Source organism: Microbacterium sp. AG238 (assembly GCF_003610405.1).
GTDB lineage: Bacteria > Actinomycetota > Actinomycetes > Actinomycetales > Microbacteriaceae > Microbacterium.
Map to the genome: position 1 here is coordinate 442,796 of NZ_RAQC01000001.1, position 17,164 is coordinate 459,959.

The 17,164-nt window shown below is 68.6% G+C and carries 20 protein-coding genes; 5 read left to right on the plus strand and 15 right to left on the minus strand.

Going from position 1 to position 17,164, the window contains the following annotated elements:
* Positions 1–19: 19 nt before the first annotated feature.
* From DEU36_RS02035 to DEU36_RS02055, 5 genes are all read right to left on the minus strand, one after another.
* Positions 20–343: a DUF2469 family protein gene (locus tag DEU36_RS02035; RefSeq protein WP_023950963.1), complete on the minus strand. Its 324-nt coding sequence runs from the start codon at positions 341–343 to the stop codon at positions 20–22.
* 66 nt (positions 344–409) lie between these two features.
* A complete protein-coding gene (locus DEU36_RS02040) occupies positions 410–1,069 on the minus strand; it encodes a ribonuclease HII (RefSeq protein ID WP_120262702.1) in 660 nt (219 codons plus the stop codon).
* A complete protein-coding gene (gene lepB, locus DEU36_RS02045) occupies positions 1,066–1,809 on the minus strand; it encodes a signal peptidase I (RefSeq protein ID WP_120262703.1) in 744 nt (247 codons plus the stop codon). The genes DEU36_RS02040 and lepB overlap by 4 nt, the downstream gene beginning before the upstream one ends.
* Before the next feature lie 141 nt (positions 1,810–1,950).
* The gene (rplS, locus tag DEU36_RS02050) at positions 1,951–2,298 is read right to left on the minus strand and encodes a 50S ribosomal protein L19 (protein WP_023950969.1); all 348 of its coding nucleotides are present in this window, start codon (positions 2,296–2,298) and stop codon (positions 1,951–1,953) included.
* 155 nt (positions 2,299–2,453) lie between these two features.
* The gene (locus DEU36_RS02055) at positions 2,454–2,948 is read right to left on the minus strand and encodes an MFS transporter permease (protein WP_120262704.1); all 495 of its coding nucleotides are present in this window, start codon (positions 2,946–2,948) and stop codon (positions 2,454–2,456) included.
* Between the two features lie 52 nt (positions 2,949–3,000).
* Here DEU36_RS02055 and map point away from each other — a divergent pair, with 52 nt between their 5' ends.
* Positions 3,001–3,783 (plus strand): type I methionyl aminopeptidase, encoded by a 783-nt coding sequence (gene map / locus DEU36_RS02060; protein ID WP_120262705.1) that lies wholly within the window; start codon positions 3,001–3,003, stop codon positions 3,781–3,783.
* Between the two features lie 36 nt (positions 3,784–3,819).
* On the opposite strand, the gene trmD is transcribed toward map, so the two are convergent.
* Genes trmD through rpsP form a run of 4 tightly spaced genes read right to left on the minus strand, consistent with a single transcriptional unit; the run spans position 3,820 to position 5,799 of the window.
* A complete protein-coding gene (gene trmD, locus DEU36_RS02065; protein ID WP_120262706.1) occupies positions 3,820–4,521 on the minus strand; it encodes a tRNA (guanosine(37)-N1)-methyltransferase TrmD in 702 nt (233 codons plus the stop codon).
* A 1-nt stretch (position 4,522) separates the two neighbouring features.
* Positions 4,523–5,140 carry a ribosome maturation factor RimM gene (gene rimM, locus DEU36_RS02070; RefSeq protein ID WP_120262707.1) on the minus strand — a complete coding sequence of 206 codons (618 nt, stop codon included), beginning with the start codon at positions 5,138–5,140 and terminating at the stop codon, positions 4,523–4,525.
* A gap of 1 nt (position 5,141) precedes the next feature.
* Positions 5,142–5,372, minus strand: a complete 231-nt coding sequence (locus DEU36_RS02075) for an RNA-binding protein (protein ID WP_023950977.1) — start codon at positions 5,370–5,372, stop codon at positions 5,142–5,144.
* A 4-nt stretch (positions 5,373–5,376) separates the two neighbouring features.
* The gene (gene rpsP, locus DEU36_RS02080) at positions 5,377–5,799 is read right to left on the minus strand and encodes a 30S ribosomal protein S16 (protein WP_120262708.1); all 423 of its coding nucleotides are present in this window, start codon (positions 5,797–5,799) and stop codon (positions 5,377–5,379) included.
* Between the two features lie 183 nt (positions 5,800–5,982).
* Here rpsP and DEU36_RS02085 point away from each other — a divergent pair, with 183 nt between their 5' ends.
* Positions 5,983–7,152 carry a glutamate--cysteine ligase gene (locus tag DEU36_RS02085; RefSeq protein WP_120262709.1) on the plus strand — a complete coding sequence of 390 codons (1,170 nt, stop codon included), beginning with the start codon at positions 5,983–5,985 and terminating at the stop codon, positions 7,150–7,152.
* Between the two features lie 29 nt (positions 7,153–7,181).
* Here DEU36_RS02085 and ffh read toward each other — a convergent pair whose 3' ends face one another.
* The gene (ffh, locus tag DEU36_RS02090; RefSeq protein ID WP_120262710.1) at positions 7,182–8,735 is read right to left on the minus strand and encodes a signal recognition particle protein; all 1,554 of its coding nucleotides are present in this window, start codon (positions 8,733–8,735) and stop codon (positions 7,182–7,184) included.
* Between the two features lie 61 nt (positions 8,736–8,796).
* Positions 8,797–9,363, minus strand: a complete 567-nt coding sequence (locus DEU36_RS02095) for a TetR/AcrR family transcriptional regulator (RefSeq protein WP_183045265.1) — start codon at positions 9,361–9,363, stop codon at positions 8,797–8,799.
* A 58-nt stretch (positions 9,364–9,421) separates the two neighbouring features.
* Here DEU36_RS02095 and lipB point away from each other — a divergent pair, with 58 nt between their 5' ends.
* Positions 9,422–10,060, plus strand: coding sequence for a lipoyl(octanoyl) transferase LipB (gene lipB / locus DEU36_RS02100; protein WP_120262712.1), 639 nt, complete (start codon positions 9,422–9,424; stop codon positions 10,058–10,060).
* A 14-nt stretch (positions 10,061–10,074) separates the two neighbouring features.
* A complete protein-coding gene (gene lipA / locus DEU36_RS02105; RefSeq protein WP_120264313.1) occupies positions 10,075–11,082 on the plus strand; it encodes a lipoyl synthase in 1,008 nt (335 codons plus the stop codon).
* A 29-nt stretch (positions 11,083–11,111) separates the two neighbouring features.
* On the opposite strand, the gene DEU36_RS02110 is transcribed toward lipA, so the two are convergent.
* The 4 genes from DEU36_RS02110 to smc are packed head-to-tail and all read right to left on the minus strand — an operon-like array spanning position 11,112 to position 16,502.
* Positions 11,112–11,555: an MSMEG_6728 family protein gene (locus DEU36_RS02110; RefSeq protein WP_120262713.1), complete on the minus strand. Its 444-nt coding sequence runs from the start codon at positions 11,553–11,555 to the stop codon at positions 11,112–11,114.
* Between the two features lies 1 nt (position 11,556).
* Positions 11,557–12,057 carry a DUF2004 domain-containing protein gene (locus tag DEU36_RS02115; RefSeq protein ID WP_120262714.1) on the minus strand — a complete coding sequence of 167 codons (501 nt, stop codon included), beginning with the start codon at positions 12,055–12,057 and terminating at the stop codon, positions 11,557–11,559.
* Between the two features lie 60 nt (positions 12,058–12,117).
* Positions 12,118–12,990 (minus strand): signal recognition particle-docking protein FtsY, encoded by an 873-nt coding sequence (ftsY, locus tag DEU36_RS02120; RefSeq protein WP_120262715.1) that lies wholly within the window; start codon positions 12,988–12,990, stop codon positions 12,118–12,120.
* 5 nt (positions 12,991–12,995) lie between these two features.
* On the minus strand, positions 12,996–16,502 hold the full coding sequence (gene smc, locus DEU36_RS02125) for a chromosome segregation protein SMC (protein WP_120262716.1): 3,507 nt from the start codon (positions 16,500–16,502) through the stop codon (positions 12,996–12,998).
* A gap of 367 nt (positions 16,503–16,869) precedes the next feature.
* Between smc and DEU36_RS02130 the strand changes: the two genes are divergently transcribed.
* The gene (locus DEU36_RS02130; RefSeq protein WP_120262717.1) at positions 16,870–17,121 is read left to right on the plus strand and encodes a hypothetical protein; all 252 of its coding nucleotides are present in this window, start codon (positions 16,870–16,872) and stop codon (positions 17,119–17,121) included.
* The last annotated feature ends 43 nt before the right edge of the window (positions 17,122–17,164 follow it).

A 17,164-nucleotide genomic window follows, 5' to 3' on the forward strand; every position in this document is an offset into this window, starting at 1 on the left:
GCCGGTCTTGGGGAGGAGCTCAGCTGTCGAGTGAGAGCTCGTCGGGAAGCTCGAAGTCGCGACGCTGGAGCTCTTCGACGTTGACGTCCTTGAAGGTGAGCACGCGCACGGACTTCACGAAACGGTCGGCCCGGTAGATGTCCCAGACCCACACGTCGTTCATCGTGAGCTCGAAGTAGAAGTCGTGCTCGGTGTCGCGGCGAACGACGTTGACGTCGTTCGCGAGGTAGAAGCGACGCTCGGTCTCGATCACGTACTGGAACTGCGACACGACGTCGCGGTACTCCTTGTAGAGCGCCAGCTCCAGCTCGCGGTCATAGTCTTCGAAGACTTCGTCATCCATGGTGCTTCCATCCTAGGCGGCGGCAGCATGACGTGATCGTCCCCGGCCACCGCCGGCAGAACCGGTTCAGAACAGCGTCGGCGCGTCGGCGATCGCCCACGACGCCCGATGATGACGCGACAGCCCGTGCTCGCGGATGGCAGCGCGGTGGAGCGCGCTGGCGTATCCCTTATTGCGTGCCCACTCGTACATCGGCGTCTCATCGTGCAGCTCGGTCATGTGCGCATCGCGCGCCACCTTCGCGATGACCGAGGCCGCCGCGGCACTGGCGCAGTCACGGTCGGCCTTGATGATCGTCTGAACGGTCATGCCCGGCCCGGCCATCGGGCTGACGTAGTCGTGATTGCCGTCCAGGATCACGACGGTCTCCGCGGCGAAGGGGTCGACGCCGTCGAGACCCTGGATCGCACGGACGGCGGCGAGTCCCAGCGCCCGCATGATCCCCATCTCGTCGATCTCGCCCGGGGTCGCAGACCCGACTGCCGAGGTCACGACCCAGTCGGCGGCCCTGACCGCCAGCTCGGGCCGGCGGAGCTCCGTCACGAGCTTGGAATCGCGCAGGCCCTCGGGGATGCGCCGACGTGCGCAGCGCGCGTCGAGGACGGCGGCGCCCACCGAGACCGGACCCGCGAGCGCACCGCGTCCCACCTCGTCCAGAGCGACGACGAGACCGTACTCGCGCAGCAGCCGCCGTTCGACGGTCAGCCGGGGCGCGACGACCGTCATGGCGTCACGGGCGCGGGAACACCCGCGAAGGAGTCGTGGTGGAAGTCGATGAGTCCGAAGCGGTCGAGCGGCCACGTGATGAGGAAGGCTCGGCCGACGACGTTGTCGAGCGGAACGAAGCCTTGCGACGGCTGGTCGCGGTTGTAGCGCGAGTCCCGCGAGTGATCGCGGTTGTCGCCGAGCACCCATAGCGAGTTCTCCGGCACCGTCACGTCGAACGGCACCTCCTGCGGTGCCGACTGGCCCTCGGCGAGCGACACGTACGACGACTCGTCGATGGGTACGTCGTTCACGGTGATCTGCCCGACGGCGTTGCAGCAGACGACGTGGTCGCCCGGCATCCCGATGATCCGCTTGATGAGGTGATCCTTGCTGTCGGGTGCGGAAAGTCCGACGACCGAAAGCACCCAGTCCATCCCCTCCACGAGCGGGGGCCGCGCCGGCTCGACCGTCGCCGGCAGCCAACCGCCCGGATCGCGGAAGACGACGACGTCGCCGCGCGAGTAGCCTCCGAACCGAGGCGTGAGCTGGTCTACGAGGATCCGGTCGTCCTTCAGCAGCGTCCGTTCCATCGACCCGGAGGGGATGTAGAACGACCGGACGAGGAACGTCTTGACCAGGAACGACACCGCGAGAGCGATGGCGACGATCACCAGGATGTCGCGGAGCAGCAGGCCGAGGCGACGTGATCGTGAACGCGCGGGCTTCGGCGCCTGCGCGGCAAGGTCATCGGTGGTCATTCATCGCCTCTCATCCGACTCACCCGCCGGGGAGCCCTACCCAGGGTCGCACATTCCGCGGCCAACGCCGGTCACCGCGCAGCGGAGACGACGGACGCCCCGAGCCTGAGCCCGGGGCATCCAGAGAATGCGTCGCTGCTATCAGCGGTCGCGCTTCTCCTTGATCTTCGCCTTCTTGCCGCGCAGGTTGCGCAGGTAGTACAGCTTCGCGCGACGGACGTCACCGCGCGTGACGACCTCGATGTGGTCGATCACGGGGCTGTGGACGGGGAAGGTGCGCTCGACGCCGACCTGGAAGCTGATCTTCCGGACGGTGAAGGTCTCGCGCACGCCGTCGCCCGAGCGGCCGATGACGACGCCCTGGAAGACCTGGATACGCGAGCGGTTGCCCTCGGTGATGTTGACGTGCACCTTGACGGTGTCTCCGGGGGCGAATGCGGGGATGTCGCTACGCAGCGATGCTGCGTCGACGGAGTCGAGGATCTGCATGATCTGTTCTTCCTGCGACCGCCTCAGGTCGACCACGAAAAAGTTGAATAAGGATGCGGTGCCCCGGGCGCCCGCCGGGCGCCGCTCCCCTGAGGCAGAGAACTGTCAGGGCACAAGCGTCCATTCTGCCACGCCGCGCCCCGCGCACCAAAACGTCAGCTGTCGCGGCGCCGGACCTCTTCGATGATCACGACCTTCTCGTCGGGGAGACGCTCGGAACTCGGCCGCATCGCCTCACGGAGGTAGCTCGGATCGGTCGCCACCGAGAACAGCGAGACGGGGCGCGCTTCGCGGAAGAGTTGCCACAGCGAAACCCAGAAGACGGCGAGGAATGCGGCGACCGCTGCGAACAGCAGCGGCCAGAAGGCGCCAGCGGGGTAGAACCCGATCGCGACGATGAGCCCGTGCCACACGGCGAAGACCAGGACGTCCCACCACGACAGCATCCGGGAGTGCCGGACGGTGCCCCGAGCCCGCACGAGCAACGTGGTCACCAGCTGGCCGATCAACACGGCAGGCACTGCGATGAACAGCACCCACAGGAAGACCCAGCCACCCGCTCCCGAGATCGCCCAGCCGACGACGAGCCAGAGCGGCAGCACGACAGCTGCCGGGAGGAGCCAGGAGAAGAGTGCGCGTCGCAGCCACATGCTCCTGATGCTACGCCGGTCCGGCAGGATAGAACCTGAAGAGAGGATCACGATGATCGAGCTGCGCACACCTGCCGAGATCGAAGCGATGCGTCCGGCTGGACGCTTCGTCGCCGAGACGCTGGCGACCCTTCGCGACGAGACGAAGGTCGGGACGAACCTCCTGGCGATCGACCGGCGCGCGCACGAGCTCATCCGACGTGCCGGCGCTGAGTCGTGCTACATCGACTACCACCCGTCCTTCGGGGCGAGTCCGTTCGGCAAGGTCATCTGCACCTCGATCAACGATGCGGTCCTCCACGGCCTCCCCCACGACTATGCGCTGCGCGACGGCGACCTCGTCACGCTCGACTTCGCCGTCTCCGTCGACGGCTGGGTCGCCGACTCGGCGGTGTCGTTCGTGGTCGGCACCGCTCGTGACGAAGACCTCGCGCTCATCGACACGACCGAGCGCGCGCTTGACGCGGCGATCAGCGCCGCCGTCGTGGGCAACAAGATCGGCGACATCTCGCACGCCGTCGCGACGGTCGCCCGTGCCGACGGACTGTCGATCAACACCGACTTCGGCGGACACGGCGTCGGCCGCGAGATGCACGGCGATCCCCATGTCCCCAACGACGGCAAGCCCGGCCGGGGCTATCCGCTTCGCGCCGGCCTCGTCGTGGCGCTCGAGCCGTGGTTCCTGCAGACCACGGACAAGCTCATCACCGACGCGGACGGATGGACGTTGCGCAGCGCCGACGGATCGCGTGGGGCACATTCGGAGCACACCGTCGCGATCACGGCCGAGGGCCCCGCGATCCTCACCGACCGCTCTTTCCTCGGCGTCGACTGAGGGGCCGCGGCGGGCTCGTCCGATCCCGACGAGCGCTCAGTCCCCGAGGCCGCCGGGGAGCAGGTCGGGACGGCGCTCGCGCGTCCGCTCGACCCGCTGGGCGTGCCGCCACTCCGCGACGCGGCCATGATGTCCGCTGAGCAGGACGTCCGGGACATCGTGGCCACGCCACGATGCCGGCTTGGTGTACGAGGGGTACTCGAGCAGCCCGTCCTCGTGAGACTCCTCGACGAGGCTCTCGGGGTTGCCGACGACACCGGGGATGAGGCGACCGATCGCTTCGATCATCGCCATCGAGGCGACCTCTCCCCCGTTGAGGACGTAGTCGCCGAGGCTCATGAGGCGGACATCGCCGAGGGTCGCCGCGTAGGTGAACACGCGCTCGTCGATGCCCTCGTAGCGTCCGCAGCCGAACACCAGGTGCGAGGCTCCGCTGAGCTCACGCGCCGACGCCTGCGAGAACCGCTCCCCGGCGGGCGAGGGGAAGATGAACGTCGGCCGGTCGGCCGCATCCGCCACGATCGCATCGAGCGCGAGCCCCCAGGGCTCGGGCTTCATCACCATGCCGGCGCCGCCGCCGTAGGGGGTGTCGTCGACGGTCCGATGACGATCGGTGGCGTAGTCGCGCAGGTCGTGAACGCGGACGTCGAGGAGACCCGCACCGCGGGCCTTGCCGAGGAGCGAAACCTCGAGGACGTCGAAGAACGCGGGGAAGATCGTGACGACGTCGACGCGCACGTCAGCCCTCGGTGGGGGCGTCGCCGCCCTCAGGGTCGGAAGCGGCTTCCACCGCGTCATCCGACTGTTCGGCTGGCAACTCTTCGAACAGTCCGGCCGGCGGCGTGACGATCACGCGGCCCGCCGCGACATCCACTTCGGGCACGATCGCCTTGACGAACGGGACGAGGACCTCGGTGTCATCACCGTCGCGCTGGACGATCAGAAGGTCCTGCGCGGGGAAGTGGTCGACGCGTGCGATGCGTCCGACCTTCTGCCCGTCGCGGACGACGTCGAGGCCGACGAGCTGGTGGTCGAACCATGCGTCGTCCTCAGCAGTGGCGTCGCCGTCCTGGTCGACCCACAGGATGGCCTTCACGAGGCTCTCGGCGGCGTCGCGGTCGTTGACGTCCTCGAGGAACAGGACGGGGTGCGAGTTCATCCACCGGAACTCGCGGACGGTCACGGTCTTGCCGTGCCACGGTGATGCTTCGGGGACTTGCAACGTGAACGTTGCGCCCGTCACGAAGCGACCGTCGGGATCGTCGGTGTAGAGCTCGAGCTTGAGCGCGCCCTTGAGCCCGTGCGCCTTGACGAGGCGCCCGACGCGCAGCTGAGTGCGAGCGGGTTCGGCGGCCATCTCAGTCGTCCGCGACGTCGACGCGAACGCGCGTGCCGTCGGCCAGCGCGGAAATCAATGCTCGCAGCGCCTTGGCGGTGCGCCCGCCGCGCCCGATCACCCGTCCCCGGTCGTCGGGGTGCACGCGCACCTCGAGTACTTCGCCGCGGGGCGACGAGGAGGAACGGATGACGACGTCGTCGGGGTGATCGACGATCCCCTTGACGACGTGCTCGAGCGCGGCGGACAGCAACGGATTACTCCGCGTCGGTCGCGTCGGCGGCGGCCTCGTCGGCGGGAGCCTCGGCGGCGGGCTCCTCAGCCTTCTTCGCGGCCTGCGGCTTGATGACCGACTTCTTCGACGCGTCGGCGACGAAGTCGCCCTTGGCCTCGGCCGTGCGAACGGTCGAGACGGCGTTCTTGTCGCCCTTGAACTTGCCCCAGTCGCCCGTGAGCTTGAGCAGCGCGGTGACCTGCTCCGTCGGCTGCGCGCCGACCGAGAGCCAGTACTGGGCACGCTCGGAGTCGACCTTGATGACCGAGGGCTCTTCGGTCGGGTGGTACTGACCGATCTCCTCGATCACTCGGCCGTCGCGCTTGGTGCGCGAGTCGGCGACGACGATGCGGTAGTAGGGTGCGCGGATCTTGCCGAGGCGCTTGAGACGAATCTTGACAGCCACAATTCTCCTGAGTGGTGTGATGTGAAGTGAACGTCGCCTGGAGCGTGGGGTGCACACCCGGCGGGAGCTCTGAGGGTGGACCTTCTCGCCGGATAGAGGGTCGAGCGAGCGGTCCAACCGTCTATTTTGCCAGATGATGACGGTCGTCGCGAACCGCGCCGTAGCGCGTGTCAGACTGAGCGCATGACGGTCCCCTTCGCCACGTCTGCCCGCTCCTCCGTGGGCATCGAGTGGGAGTTGATGCTCGCCGACCGCGACACCGGAGATCTCGCGCCCCGAGCGCCCGAAGTGCTCGCCGAAGTGGAGGAATCTTCGGCGCTCGAGCGCTACACCATCACCGGCGAGCTGCTGACGAACACCATCGAGGTCACCAGCGGAGTCGGCGACACCGTCGCAGCCGCGGTCGATGACATCGATGACGCCATCCAGCGGGTGCGAGAGTTCGCCGCACCGCGCGCTCTCGAGATGCTGTGCGCCGGCAGCCACCCCTTCGCACGGTGGTACGAGCAGGAGATCACGGACAAGACCCGCTACCACAAGCTCATCGAGCGGACGCAGTGGTGGGGCCGCAACATGATGATCTGGGGAATCCACATCCACGTCGGCGTCGAGGACGTCAACAAGGTGTTCCCGCTGATCAACGCCCTCTCGGTCTACCTCCCCCATCTCCAGGCGCTCTCGGCGTCGAGCCCGTTCTGGGCGGGCGACCGCACCGGCTATGCATCCAACCGCGCCCTCGTCTTCCAGCAGCTGCCCACCGCCGGCCTGCCCTGGAGCTTCACGAAGTGGAGCGACTTCGAGAACTACCTCGACGGCATGGTGCGCACGGGTGTCATGGAGGACGCATCCGAGGTGCGCTGGGACATCCGCCCGGCGCCGAAGTGGGGAACGCTCGAGATCCGGGCGTGCGACGGGATGTCGACCCTTCCCGAGCTCGCCGCCGTGGCATCCCTCGTTCAGGTGCTCACCGAGCACCTCTCCCGCCAGCTCGACGAGGGGCGTGAACTTCCCACGATCCCGCCGTGGTTCGTCCGGGAGAACAAGTGGCGCGCAGCGCGGTACGGACTCGACGCACGTCTCATCGTCGATGCGGACGGCACTCAGCGGCACGTCGCAGACCACCTCCGCGACACGATGGCGGAGCTCGAGCCGATCGCCGAGGAGCTGCACTGCGCCCGCGAGTTCCGAGGGCTGAACACGATCCTCGATCAAGGGGCCAGCTATCTCCGGCAGACGCGTGTCGCGGATGCGGCCGACGGCGACCTCCGCGAGGTCGTGCAGCACCTCATCCGCGAGTTCCGCGACGGCCCGACGCTGCGCCAGCACCTGGCGCAGCCGGACGTCGGCCGCTGAGTCAGGGCCGCTGAGCCGGCCCCGCTGACTCAGCCCTTGCCGAAAAGCTTCTGGATTTCGGCGAGGTCGGCCTCGCTCGGCTGAGCCTGACCGCCGGTTCCGAGGCCGAAGCCCGAGCCGGTCGGCGCTGTGGCAGTCGCGAGGCCCGCATTCTCGGCGGCGCGCTTGGCCGGGTTTCCCGAACGCGAACCGCTCTTGCTCTTGGCCTGCTTGCCGCGCTTGCTCGACGCGCCGGGCTTCCCACCCATGGGTCCCATACCAGGGATGTTGGGCACGCCGCCTCGGGCCACCGTCTTCATCATCTTCGCGGCCTGCTCGAAGCGCTGCACGAGCTGGTTGACGTCGGTCACCGTCATGCCCGAGCCGCGGGCGATGCGCAGGCGGCGCGAGCCGTTGAGCACCTTGGGGTTGCGTCGCTCAGACGGCGTCATCGACCGGATGATCGCCTCGGTGCGGTCGATCTCGCGCTCGTCGAACTGCTCGAGCTGCTGTTTCATCTGCCCCATGCCCGGCAGCATGCCGAGCATCTTCTTCATCGAGCCCATCTTCTTCATCTGCTGAAGCTGGTCGAGGAAGTCCTCGAGCGTGAACTGCTCCTTGGCGAGCTTCTCGGCGACCGCGAGGGCCTCCTGCTCATCGAACGCCTGCTGAGCCTGTTCGATCAGGGTGAGGATGTCACCCAGGTCGAGGATGCGGCTGGCCATCCGGTCGGGGTGGAAGGGTTCGAGGTCGTCGAGGCCCTCACCCGTGGACGCGAAGATGATGGGCCGCTGCGTGACGGAGGCGACCGACAGCGCGGCGCCACCGCGGGCGTCTCCGTCGAGCTTCGAGAGGACGACGCCGGTGAAGTCGACACCCTCCTGGAACGCCTTCGCGGTGTTGACCGCGTCCTGACCGATCATCGCGTCGATGACGAACAGCACCTCGTCGGGATCGGTCGCCTTCCGGATCGACGCCGCCTGCTTCATCAGCTCGGCGTCGACGCCGAGGCGTCCCGCCGTGTCGATGATGACCACGTCGTGCTGGTGACGGCGGGCGTGCTCGACGCCGTCGCGCGCAACCCGCACGGGGTCGCCGACCCCGTTGCCCGGCTCGGGCGCGTAGATGGCCGCCCCGGCGCGCTCGGCGACGACCTGGAGCTGGTTCACGGCGTTCGGGCGCTGGAGGTCGCACGCGACGAGGAGCGGCGTGTGGCCGTCCTTCTCGAGCTGCTTGGCGAGCTTGCCTGCGAACGTGGTCTTACCCGAACCCTGCAGACCCGCGAGCATGATGACGGTCGGCGGGTTCTTAGCGAACTGCAGCCGCCGCTGTTCGCCGCCGAGGATGCCCACGAGCTCCTCGTTGACGATCTGGACGACCTGCTGCGCCGGGTTCAGCGCGCGGTTGACCTCGTCGCCGAGCGCGCGCTCGCGCACCTTGGCGGTGAACTCCTTGACGACCACGAGGGCGACGTCGGCGTCGAGCAGCGCACGGCGGATCTCACGGACGGTCTGGTCGACGTCAGCCGCCGAGAGCTTTCCTTTGGTGCGGAGGTTCCGGAAGGTCTCGGTGAGACGGTCGGAGAGCGTGCCGAAAGTTGCCATGATCCCTCGATTCTATGCGAGCGGGTGGCCGCCCGCGGGCACCGACCGCGGCTTCGGCCGCTCAGCGCCGGCGGACGAGAGCGATCGCCCGGGCCATCTCCTGCGCCAGGTCGCTACGGCCCGCTCCCCCACGCGCCCACGACCGGACGGCACCCAGCACCGCACCGCCCCACGCGCCACCGAGGATGTCGGATTCGAGCCGGCCCGTCCCCGCGCGATGGAGCGTCTCCGCCACGGCGGCAGCGACCCGAGCGGAGCGCAGAGCCGCGTCGCGTGCGAGCTCGTCCGACAACCCCATCGCTGCATCGTTGACGATCGCCAGCGCCAGCGCATCGGGAGCGAAGCCCTGGGCGAGGTCGGCCGCGGCCGCCGCGACGTCCTCGACGTCGGAGGCGGAGCGCAGAGCGCGCTCGATTGCGTCGAGCCGCTCGTCGAGCCCCGACCACAGGACGGCGGACTTCGACGAGAAGTAATTGAAGAAGCTCGATCGACTGACGCCGGCGCGCCGTGTGATGTCAGCGACGGTCGTCGCGTCGTAGCCCTGCTCGAGGAACAACTCGCACGCAGCCTCGGCCAGCGTCTCGCGGGACGACACGCGGGGCCGGCCGGCGCGGGATCGGGACGTCACCATGACAGCCTAGGCGTGTCGTATTCTTGGACGCAGTCCAGTATCTCGAGGAGGATCCGTGCTCGACATCCGCGTCGTGGGGCTCGCCCCCGCCGTCGTCCCATATGCACAAGGCTGGGAGCTGCAGCGTCGTGTTCACGACGCTGTGGTCGCCGGCGGTCCGGACACACTCCTTCTGCTGGAGCACGAGGCGGTGTTCACCGCGGGAGCACGCACCTCCCCCGGCGAACGACCGACCGACGGGACCGCCGTGGTCGATGTCGACCGCGGCGGCAAGATCACCTGGCACGGGCCCGGGCAGCTGGTGGGCTATCCGATCCTCCGCCTCCCCGAGCCGGTCGACGTCGTCTCGCACGTGCGGAGACTCGAACGTGTCCTCATCGACGCTGTCGCCGAGCTCGGCATCTCGGCCCGTCAGGTGACGGGTCGTAGCGGGGTGTGGGTACGTGACGGCGGCCACGACGCGAAGATCGCGGCGATCGGCGTCCGCGTCCAGCGCGGCGTGACGATGCACGGCTTCGCCCTCAATTGCGACAACGACCTCGCGCCCTTCGACCAGATCATCCCCTGCGGCATCACCGATGCCGGGGTGGCCACGCTGTCGACGGTGTTGGGCGATGACATCTCGCCCGCATCGGCGCTCGACACCGTCACCCGCCACTTCCGCGCCGAGTTCGACACGGCGGTCGCAGCGTGAGCGGCGGCTGCGCCGTGCCCGCCGGCGCCCCGGCAGCGGGCGGGCCGGAGGGACGCAAGCTCCTGCGCCTCGAGGTGCGCAATGCCCAGACCCCGATCGAGCGCAAGCCCGAGTGGATCAAGACGAAGGCCCGGATGGGCGAGGAGTACCGCGCGCTTCACGACCTGGTCCGGGATGAGGGCCTGCACACGGTCTGCCAGGAAGCAGGATGCCCGAACATCTACGAATGCTGGGAAGACCGAGAAGCGACCTTCCTCATCGGCGGGTCGCAGTGCACACGGCGCTGCGACTTCTGTCAGATCGACACGGGGAAGCCCGCCGAGTACGACACCGACGAGCCGCGTCGCGTCGCCGAGAGCGTCCACCGGATGCAACTGCGCTACGCGACGGTGACGGGCGTGGCACGCGATGACCTCGCCGACGGCGGGGCGTGGCTGCACGCAGAGACGGTCCGTCGTATCCACGCCGACAACCCGGGTACGGGCGTCGAGATCCTCGCGACGGACTTCAACGGGGATGCCGCACAGCTCGACGAGGTGTTCGCGTCGCGGCCAGAGGTCTTCGCCCACAACGTCGAGACGGTCCCCCGTATCTTCAAGCGGATCCGACCAGCGTTCCGCTACGAGCGCTCGCTCGGAGTGATCACACGTGCCCGTGACGCCGGGCTCATCACGAAGTCGAACCTCATCCTCGGCATGGGCGAGACACCCGACGAGGTCGTCCAGGCTCTGCAGGATCTCCACGACGCCGGGACCGACATCATCACGATCACGCAGTACCTCCGCCCCACACCGCGCCACCTGCCCGTGGACCGGTGGGTGAAGCCCGAGGAGTTCGTCGGTTTCCGAGAGGAGGCCGAGCGCATCGGCTTCCTGGGGGTGCTTGCCGGCCCGCTCGTGAGATCCTCTTACCGCGCCGGACGCTTGTGGGCGCAGTCGATGGCCGCGAAGGGCCGCGACATCCCGCCGCACCTGGCACATCTCGCCGACTCGGCGCAGTCAGGATTCGCGCAGGCCGTCTGACGACCCCGGGGGGCCTGGCCACGCCCCGCTCAGGTCGCGGTCGGGTCCGGCGGCCAGACATAGGGAAGGTCGTCGGGGACGTCACCGAAGCGCGGCCGGTAGTAGGCGGCATCCTTGCGCAAGAGGTTCGAGCGGTGAGACAGATGGAACGCCTCGTCGCCGAGCCACGGTGGCATCTCGAGATCACTCTCAGAGATTCCGTCGACATCGGGCGCGAACTCCCGCAGTTGCGGCCGGACCGTGTCGGCGCGACCGGCCGCGATCCACGCGTCGGTCATCGCAAGGCCGTACGCCGTCAGCGCCGGCAGATAGCCTCGCCACATCTTTGCGGCCGGGTGGTTCCGCCAGCCATAGCCCGCCACAGTATTGGCGCGCAGGAGTTGCAACGTCTCGACCCGCTGCTTGCCGAGCCTCGCCATGTCGAGTACTGCCGCCGATTCTGAAAACGAGGGGTACGGCAGGAAGGTCTGCACGTCAGTCCGCGCTGGTGACCGACTGGATGCTGCCGTCGCTGGTGAGATTGACCAGAAGGACCTCTTCGGTCGAGTCGGGGTCGAGGGCATATTCGAGCACGGCGAACGGGTCGGATCCCCCATGCTCGTCGGCCAGGATCGTCATGCTGATCAGCTGAAGCGATCGGATGACGTCCATATGAACGTCGCCTGAGATGTCGACCAGGTACGACTCGATGTCTTCGCCGAGCTCCTCCTGCTGCTGGAGGATGAACTCGATCACCTCGCTCGTGCGATCGTTCAGCTCGGAGACCATGGCATTGCGGGCAGACAGGTCGATCGATTCGATCGCCGAGATCATCGCGGCAGCGACATCGAGGGCGGCGGCGGACACGTCATCCTGATCCGGAGCCGTCAGGTCGACGGTGACCGTCTGGTCACCGATCTCGACGTGATCCGACCAGAAGATCGATCCGTCCGGCCCCGACTCGAGGAGTCCGAAGTAGTCGTGCTCGATCGCCATGTGTTTATGAAACCAGCCGTGAGGGTGCGGGGGAAGTCCTGATGCGGCGCGGCGCGGGAGTCAATCGACGAGCGCCGACGCGAAGACGTGCGGGGTGAAGCCGGTGAGGTCGTTGATGCCCTCTCCTTGACCGAGCAGCTTGACGGGGATGCCGGTGCGCTCCTGCACCGCGAGGACGAATCCGCCGCGGGCGGAACCGTCGAGTTTCGTGAGCACCAGGCCGGTCACTCCCGCGTGCTCGAGGAACGCCTCGGCCTGCATGACGCCGTTCTGACCGGTCGTCGCGTCGAGAACCAGCAGCACCTCGCTGATGGGTGCTTGCTTCTCGATGACGCGGCGGATCTTGGTGAGTTCGTCCATGAGCCCGCCCTTGGTGTGAAGGCGGCCGGCCGTGTCGACGAGCACGATCTCGGTGCCCGTCTGCTTGGCGTAGTCGATCGTCTGGAAAGCGACCGAAGCCGGATCCTGCCCTTCCTGTTGCGGGCGGACGATCTGAGCACCGCCGCGCTCGGCCCACGTCGCGAGCTGATCGACGGCAGCGGCGCGGAAGGTGTCGGCAGCGCCGACGACGACCGAGCGGCCGTAGCGCTGCAGGAACTTGGCGAACTTGCCGATCGTCGTGGTCTTGCCCACGCCGTTGACCCCGACGACCAGGACCACCGCGGGACGTTCGGTCAAGCGCAGAGTCGAGTCGAAGGCGGCGAACCGCTCCTCGAGCGTCTCCTTCAGCATCCGCTGGAGGTCGCGAGGGTCGGTCGTGCGGTAGCGCTCGACCTTGCCGCGCAGGTCGTCCACCAGGCGCTCGGTGATGTCGGGCCCGAAGTCGGCGGTCAGGAGCGCCGTCTCGAGGTCGTCCCACGTGTTCTCGTCGATGGTCGGCTTGACGAAGAGCCCGCGCAACGCGCGCGAGAGCGACCAGGGATTCTCGGCCATACCCCTCAGCCTACGGCGCCTGCACGCTCACGTACGCGCTGGCCCACGACCGCCGACACACCGTCCTGACGCATGGACACGCCGTAGAGGGCATCCGCGATCTCCATCGTGCGCTTTTGATGCGTGATCACGATGAGCTGACTCGACTCTCGGAGCTGCTCGAAGACGCCGAGCAGCCGCCCGAGGTTCGCATCATCGAGCGCCGCCTCGACCTCGTCGAGGATGTAGAACGGGCTCGGGCGCGCCTTGAAGATCGCCGTCAGCAGAGCCACCGCCGCGAGCGAGCGCTCGCCTCCCGAGAGCAGCGACAGCCGCTCGATCTTCTTTCCCACCGGTCGCACCGAGACCTCGATGCCGGTCGTCAGCGGATTGTCGGGGTCGGTGAGCGAGATGCTGCCCGTGCCGCCCGGGAACAGGATCGGGAACACCTCACCGAACGCGACCTTCGTGTCTTCGAATGCAGCCAGGAAGATCGTCTGCATGCGCTCGTCGAGCTCACCGATGATCGTCAGGAGATCCGCGCGCGTCTGCGTGAGATCGGCGAGCTGCTCGGTGAGGAACGCGTGTCGCTGCTCGAGCGCCGCGTACTCCTCCAGCGCCAGCGGATTCACGCGGCCGAGCTGCCCGAGCTTCCGCTCCGCGTCCGTCAGACGGCGGCGCTGAGACGCCCGGTCGAATGGCACCGCCTCACCGCCATCGTCGAGGACGGGCTGGTCCGGGCCATATTCCGAAACGAGAATGTCTTCGTCGAAGCCCAGCTCGGAGCCGACGCGTTCGAGCAGGCTCGTCACGTGGAGCTTCTTCTCGTGCATCTGCATCTCGAGTCCGTGCACGGACTCCGTCAGGGCCGCGAGCCGGCTGCGGGCCGCCTGGTCCTGCTTCCGGAGCTCGGCGAGTTCGGCGGTGATCTCGCTCCGTGCCTGTTCGGCACGTCCGAGCTCGACACGGGCCGCGGCCACTGACCGATCGATGGACGCGATCAGAGGCGGCAACTGGGCGGCGACGGCATCCGCGATCGCGCGCTGCTGCCGGCGGATGACGGCGCGCCGGGCCGCTTCTGCCGCCGCCGCCCGCTCCCGCTCGCGCTGCCGCTCGAGCTGGACGACCCGTGCCTCGCCGGCCCGCACCCGCTCACGCAAGGTCTCGATGTCGAGGCGCGCGCGCATCTCGCGTTCCCGGGCCTGCTCGAGGGCGTCGAGAAGCCCGTCGCGCGCCGATGCATCGAGGATCGGGCGCGGAGCGGCGGCCGCTGCCGCCAGAGCCTCTTCCGCTTCCCGGGCTGCCGACTCGGCTTCCGCCGCCGCATGGACCGCCGGCGCGATGCCCGCCTCGAGCCGATCGCATTCCGCCACCGCCGCCTCGTAGCGCACGGTGACCCTGTTGAGCTTCTCGGCGTCCGCCGCGAGCGCAGCATCGTGGGCACGGAGAGTCTCGAGGGCGGTTCCGGTACGGGCACGAGCGTCGGTCCATGCCGCCTGGGCGTCGGTCAACGACTCGCGAAGCGCGTCAGCGACGACGCTCATCTCGCTCAATCGATCTGCCGCCGCGTCTCGCTCCGCGGCGAGCTCGAGGCGCGAGCGACCTTCGCCCGAGCCGGCCCGCACCGTGCGCCACGACACGAGCTCGCCCTGCTTGGTCACGGCTACGGCACGCCCGCGATCGTTCGCGCTCCAACCATCGCGGATGCGCACAGCGGCGTCGAGGTCGTCCGCGATGAGTACGTTCTCCAGTTGCCCGACGACGCCGTCGGGACCACTGACGACGTCGGTCGCGCGAACAGCACCCGGTGGGGCGGCGACAGCCGCTCCCCGCGCAGCGTCCGCTAGGACGATGTCGACCACGCCCAGGTCTTCCGTGGAAGCGGTGGCCGCAGCACGCAGCGCTGCCGCCACATCGACCGCGAGCACGCCTTCAGCGAGCGCCCCCAGAGCCGCAGCCACGGGCGCCTCGTAGCCCGGCTCGACCCTCAGGGCGTCGGCGACGAGCGACCGGAGCCCGTCGTCGCCGCGCGACAGGAGGTCGGCAGCGGCGTTTCGGACCTCGAGCGCACGCCCGAGTGCGGCCGTCTGCGCCGTCAGCGACTCGACCTCGCGCTCGGCCGCGTGCAGTCTCTCGCGGATCCCGGCCAGCGCGGTCTCGGCGTCCGTCGCGTCGCGCTGAGCCCGCTCGTAGGCGGCGGCGTGCTCGGCGGAGCTGACCTCGGGAGCCGCGTCGGCCTGGACCTGTTCGAGGGCTGCCTCTGCCTCGGCGCGGCGCGCCCGAGCGGCATCGAGACCCCGCTGCTGCCGCTCCGCCGCCGCACGAAGGGCATCCAGCCGGGACGCTGCGGCCTCGGCGCGCCCGCGGAGCTTGGTGAGGCGCATGTCGTGCTCCGAGACGAGAGCGCTCTGCGCCGCGATGTCGGCGTCGAGCGCATCGAGTTCAGCGCGCGCCCGGATGACATCGCGCGATGCCGCAGCAGCCGCATCCTGCGCATCGCCGACGCCCGACGCGATGTCGTCGACCTCCTGCCGCGCCTCGTCGATGGCGGACTGCCCGACCGTGACGACCTCGGTGGAGAGCTGGCCGTCGTCTTCGAGGAGCGCGCGACGCTGCGCTGCGAGCGTGTGCAATCCCCGCACCCGTTCCTGCACCTGCTCGAGCGCGAACGCGGTGGCTCGTGCCCGGTCGACCGCCTCGGACCGCTGCTCGGCCTCGAGCTCGTCGATGCGTCGTTTCACACCGTCGAGCCGGTCCTGCAGCACGAGCCTTTCGGAGTGGCGCTCGTGTTCGTCGCGGGCATGATCGGCGAGCTGCGCGCGAAGCGCGACGAGGTCGTCGGCGAACAGGCGTGCCTTCGCATCTCGGACGACAGCGGCGATCGTCGCTGCTTCGCGTGCGATCTCCGCCTGTTTGCCCAGGGGCTTCAGCTGCCTCCGCAGCTCGCCGGCCAGATCGCTCAGCCGCGTGAGGTTCGCCTCCATCGCCTCGAGCTTGCGGACCGTCTTCTCTTTGCGACGGCGGTGCTTGAGGATGCCCGCCGCCTCCTCGATGAAACCGCGCCGGTCCTCGGCGCTCGCCTGCAGTACCGTGTCCAGCCGTCCCTGCCCGACGATCACGTGCATCTCGCGGCCGAGACCGGAGTCGCTCAACAGTTCCTGAACGTCGAGCAGCCGGCATGTCTCGCCGTTGATCGCATACTCGCTCGAGCCGTTGCGGAACAGGGTGCGGCTGATGGTCACCTCGCTGTACTCGATCGGGAGCACGCCGTCGTGGTTGTCGATCGTCAGCTGCACCTCGGCGCGCCCGAGCGGGCCGCGCGTCGCGGTGCCGGCGAAGATGACATCGTCCATCTTTCCGCCGCGGAGGGTCTTGGCGCCCTGCTCACCCATGACCCAGGCGAGTGCGTCGACGACGTTCGACTTGCCCGAACCGTTGGGGCCGACGATGCAGGTGACGCCCGGTTCGAGCACGAACGTCGTCGGCTGGGCGAACGACTTGAAGCCCTTGAGCGTCACGCTCTTCAGGTGCATGTCGGGCCCTCCCGGCGCTCGGTGAACGACCACACGCTACCGGAGGATGGCGGGCTCGACTTGACGCCGCACCGCAAGGACCGCTAGCGTCACTTCCCGCATCCCTGACGAAAGGAGGTTCCCCGATGTTGATTTCTGTCACCGCGTTTAACGCTGTTGCTGTTCGTTCCGAGCACCGCGACCGTTTCTCCTGCGCGATCGGTGGAGCCGCCGTCACGGGTGCTCCGCTGAACGTCTGAGTCTGCGAGTCCCTCGCCCCGTTCTGCCTCTCTGCCCGCGCGATCGTTCGCGTCGGCCGCAGCCGACGGCTGCACCTGCGACACACATCGTCGCCATCGCACGTCCGCCCTCTTCGAACGAGGACACCATGAACACCGTCGTACAACGACGTCCCGAGGTCGCGCCTGCGCGGCCCACCATCCCCGAGCAGACGGCTCTCGGCCGTCCGACCCTCGCCCAGCGTCTCGCGCTGCGGATCGCGCTGCGTCTCATCGTGTGGAGCGCGAACCGCGGCGCCAGTTCCGCGCCCGAGATCGCATATCGCCGGGAACAGCTCGCAGCCCGCGAGGCGCGCGAGCGCCACTGGGAGCGCGCGTACCTGCTCACTGCCTACCGTTGAATCGCGTGGGGTCTCGGCGACGAGACCCCACGCCGTCGAAAGA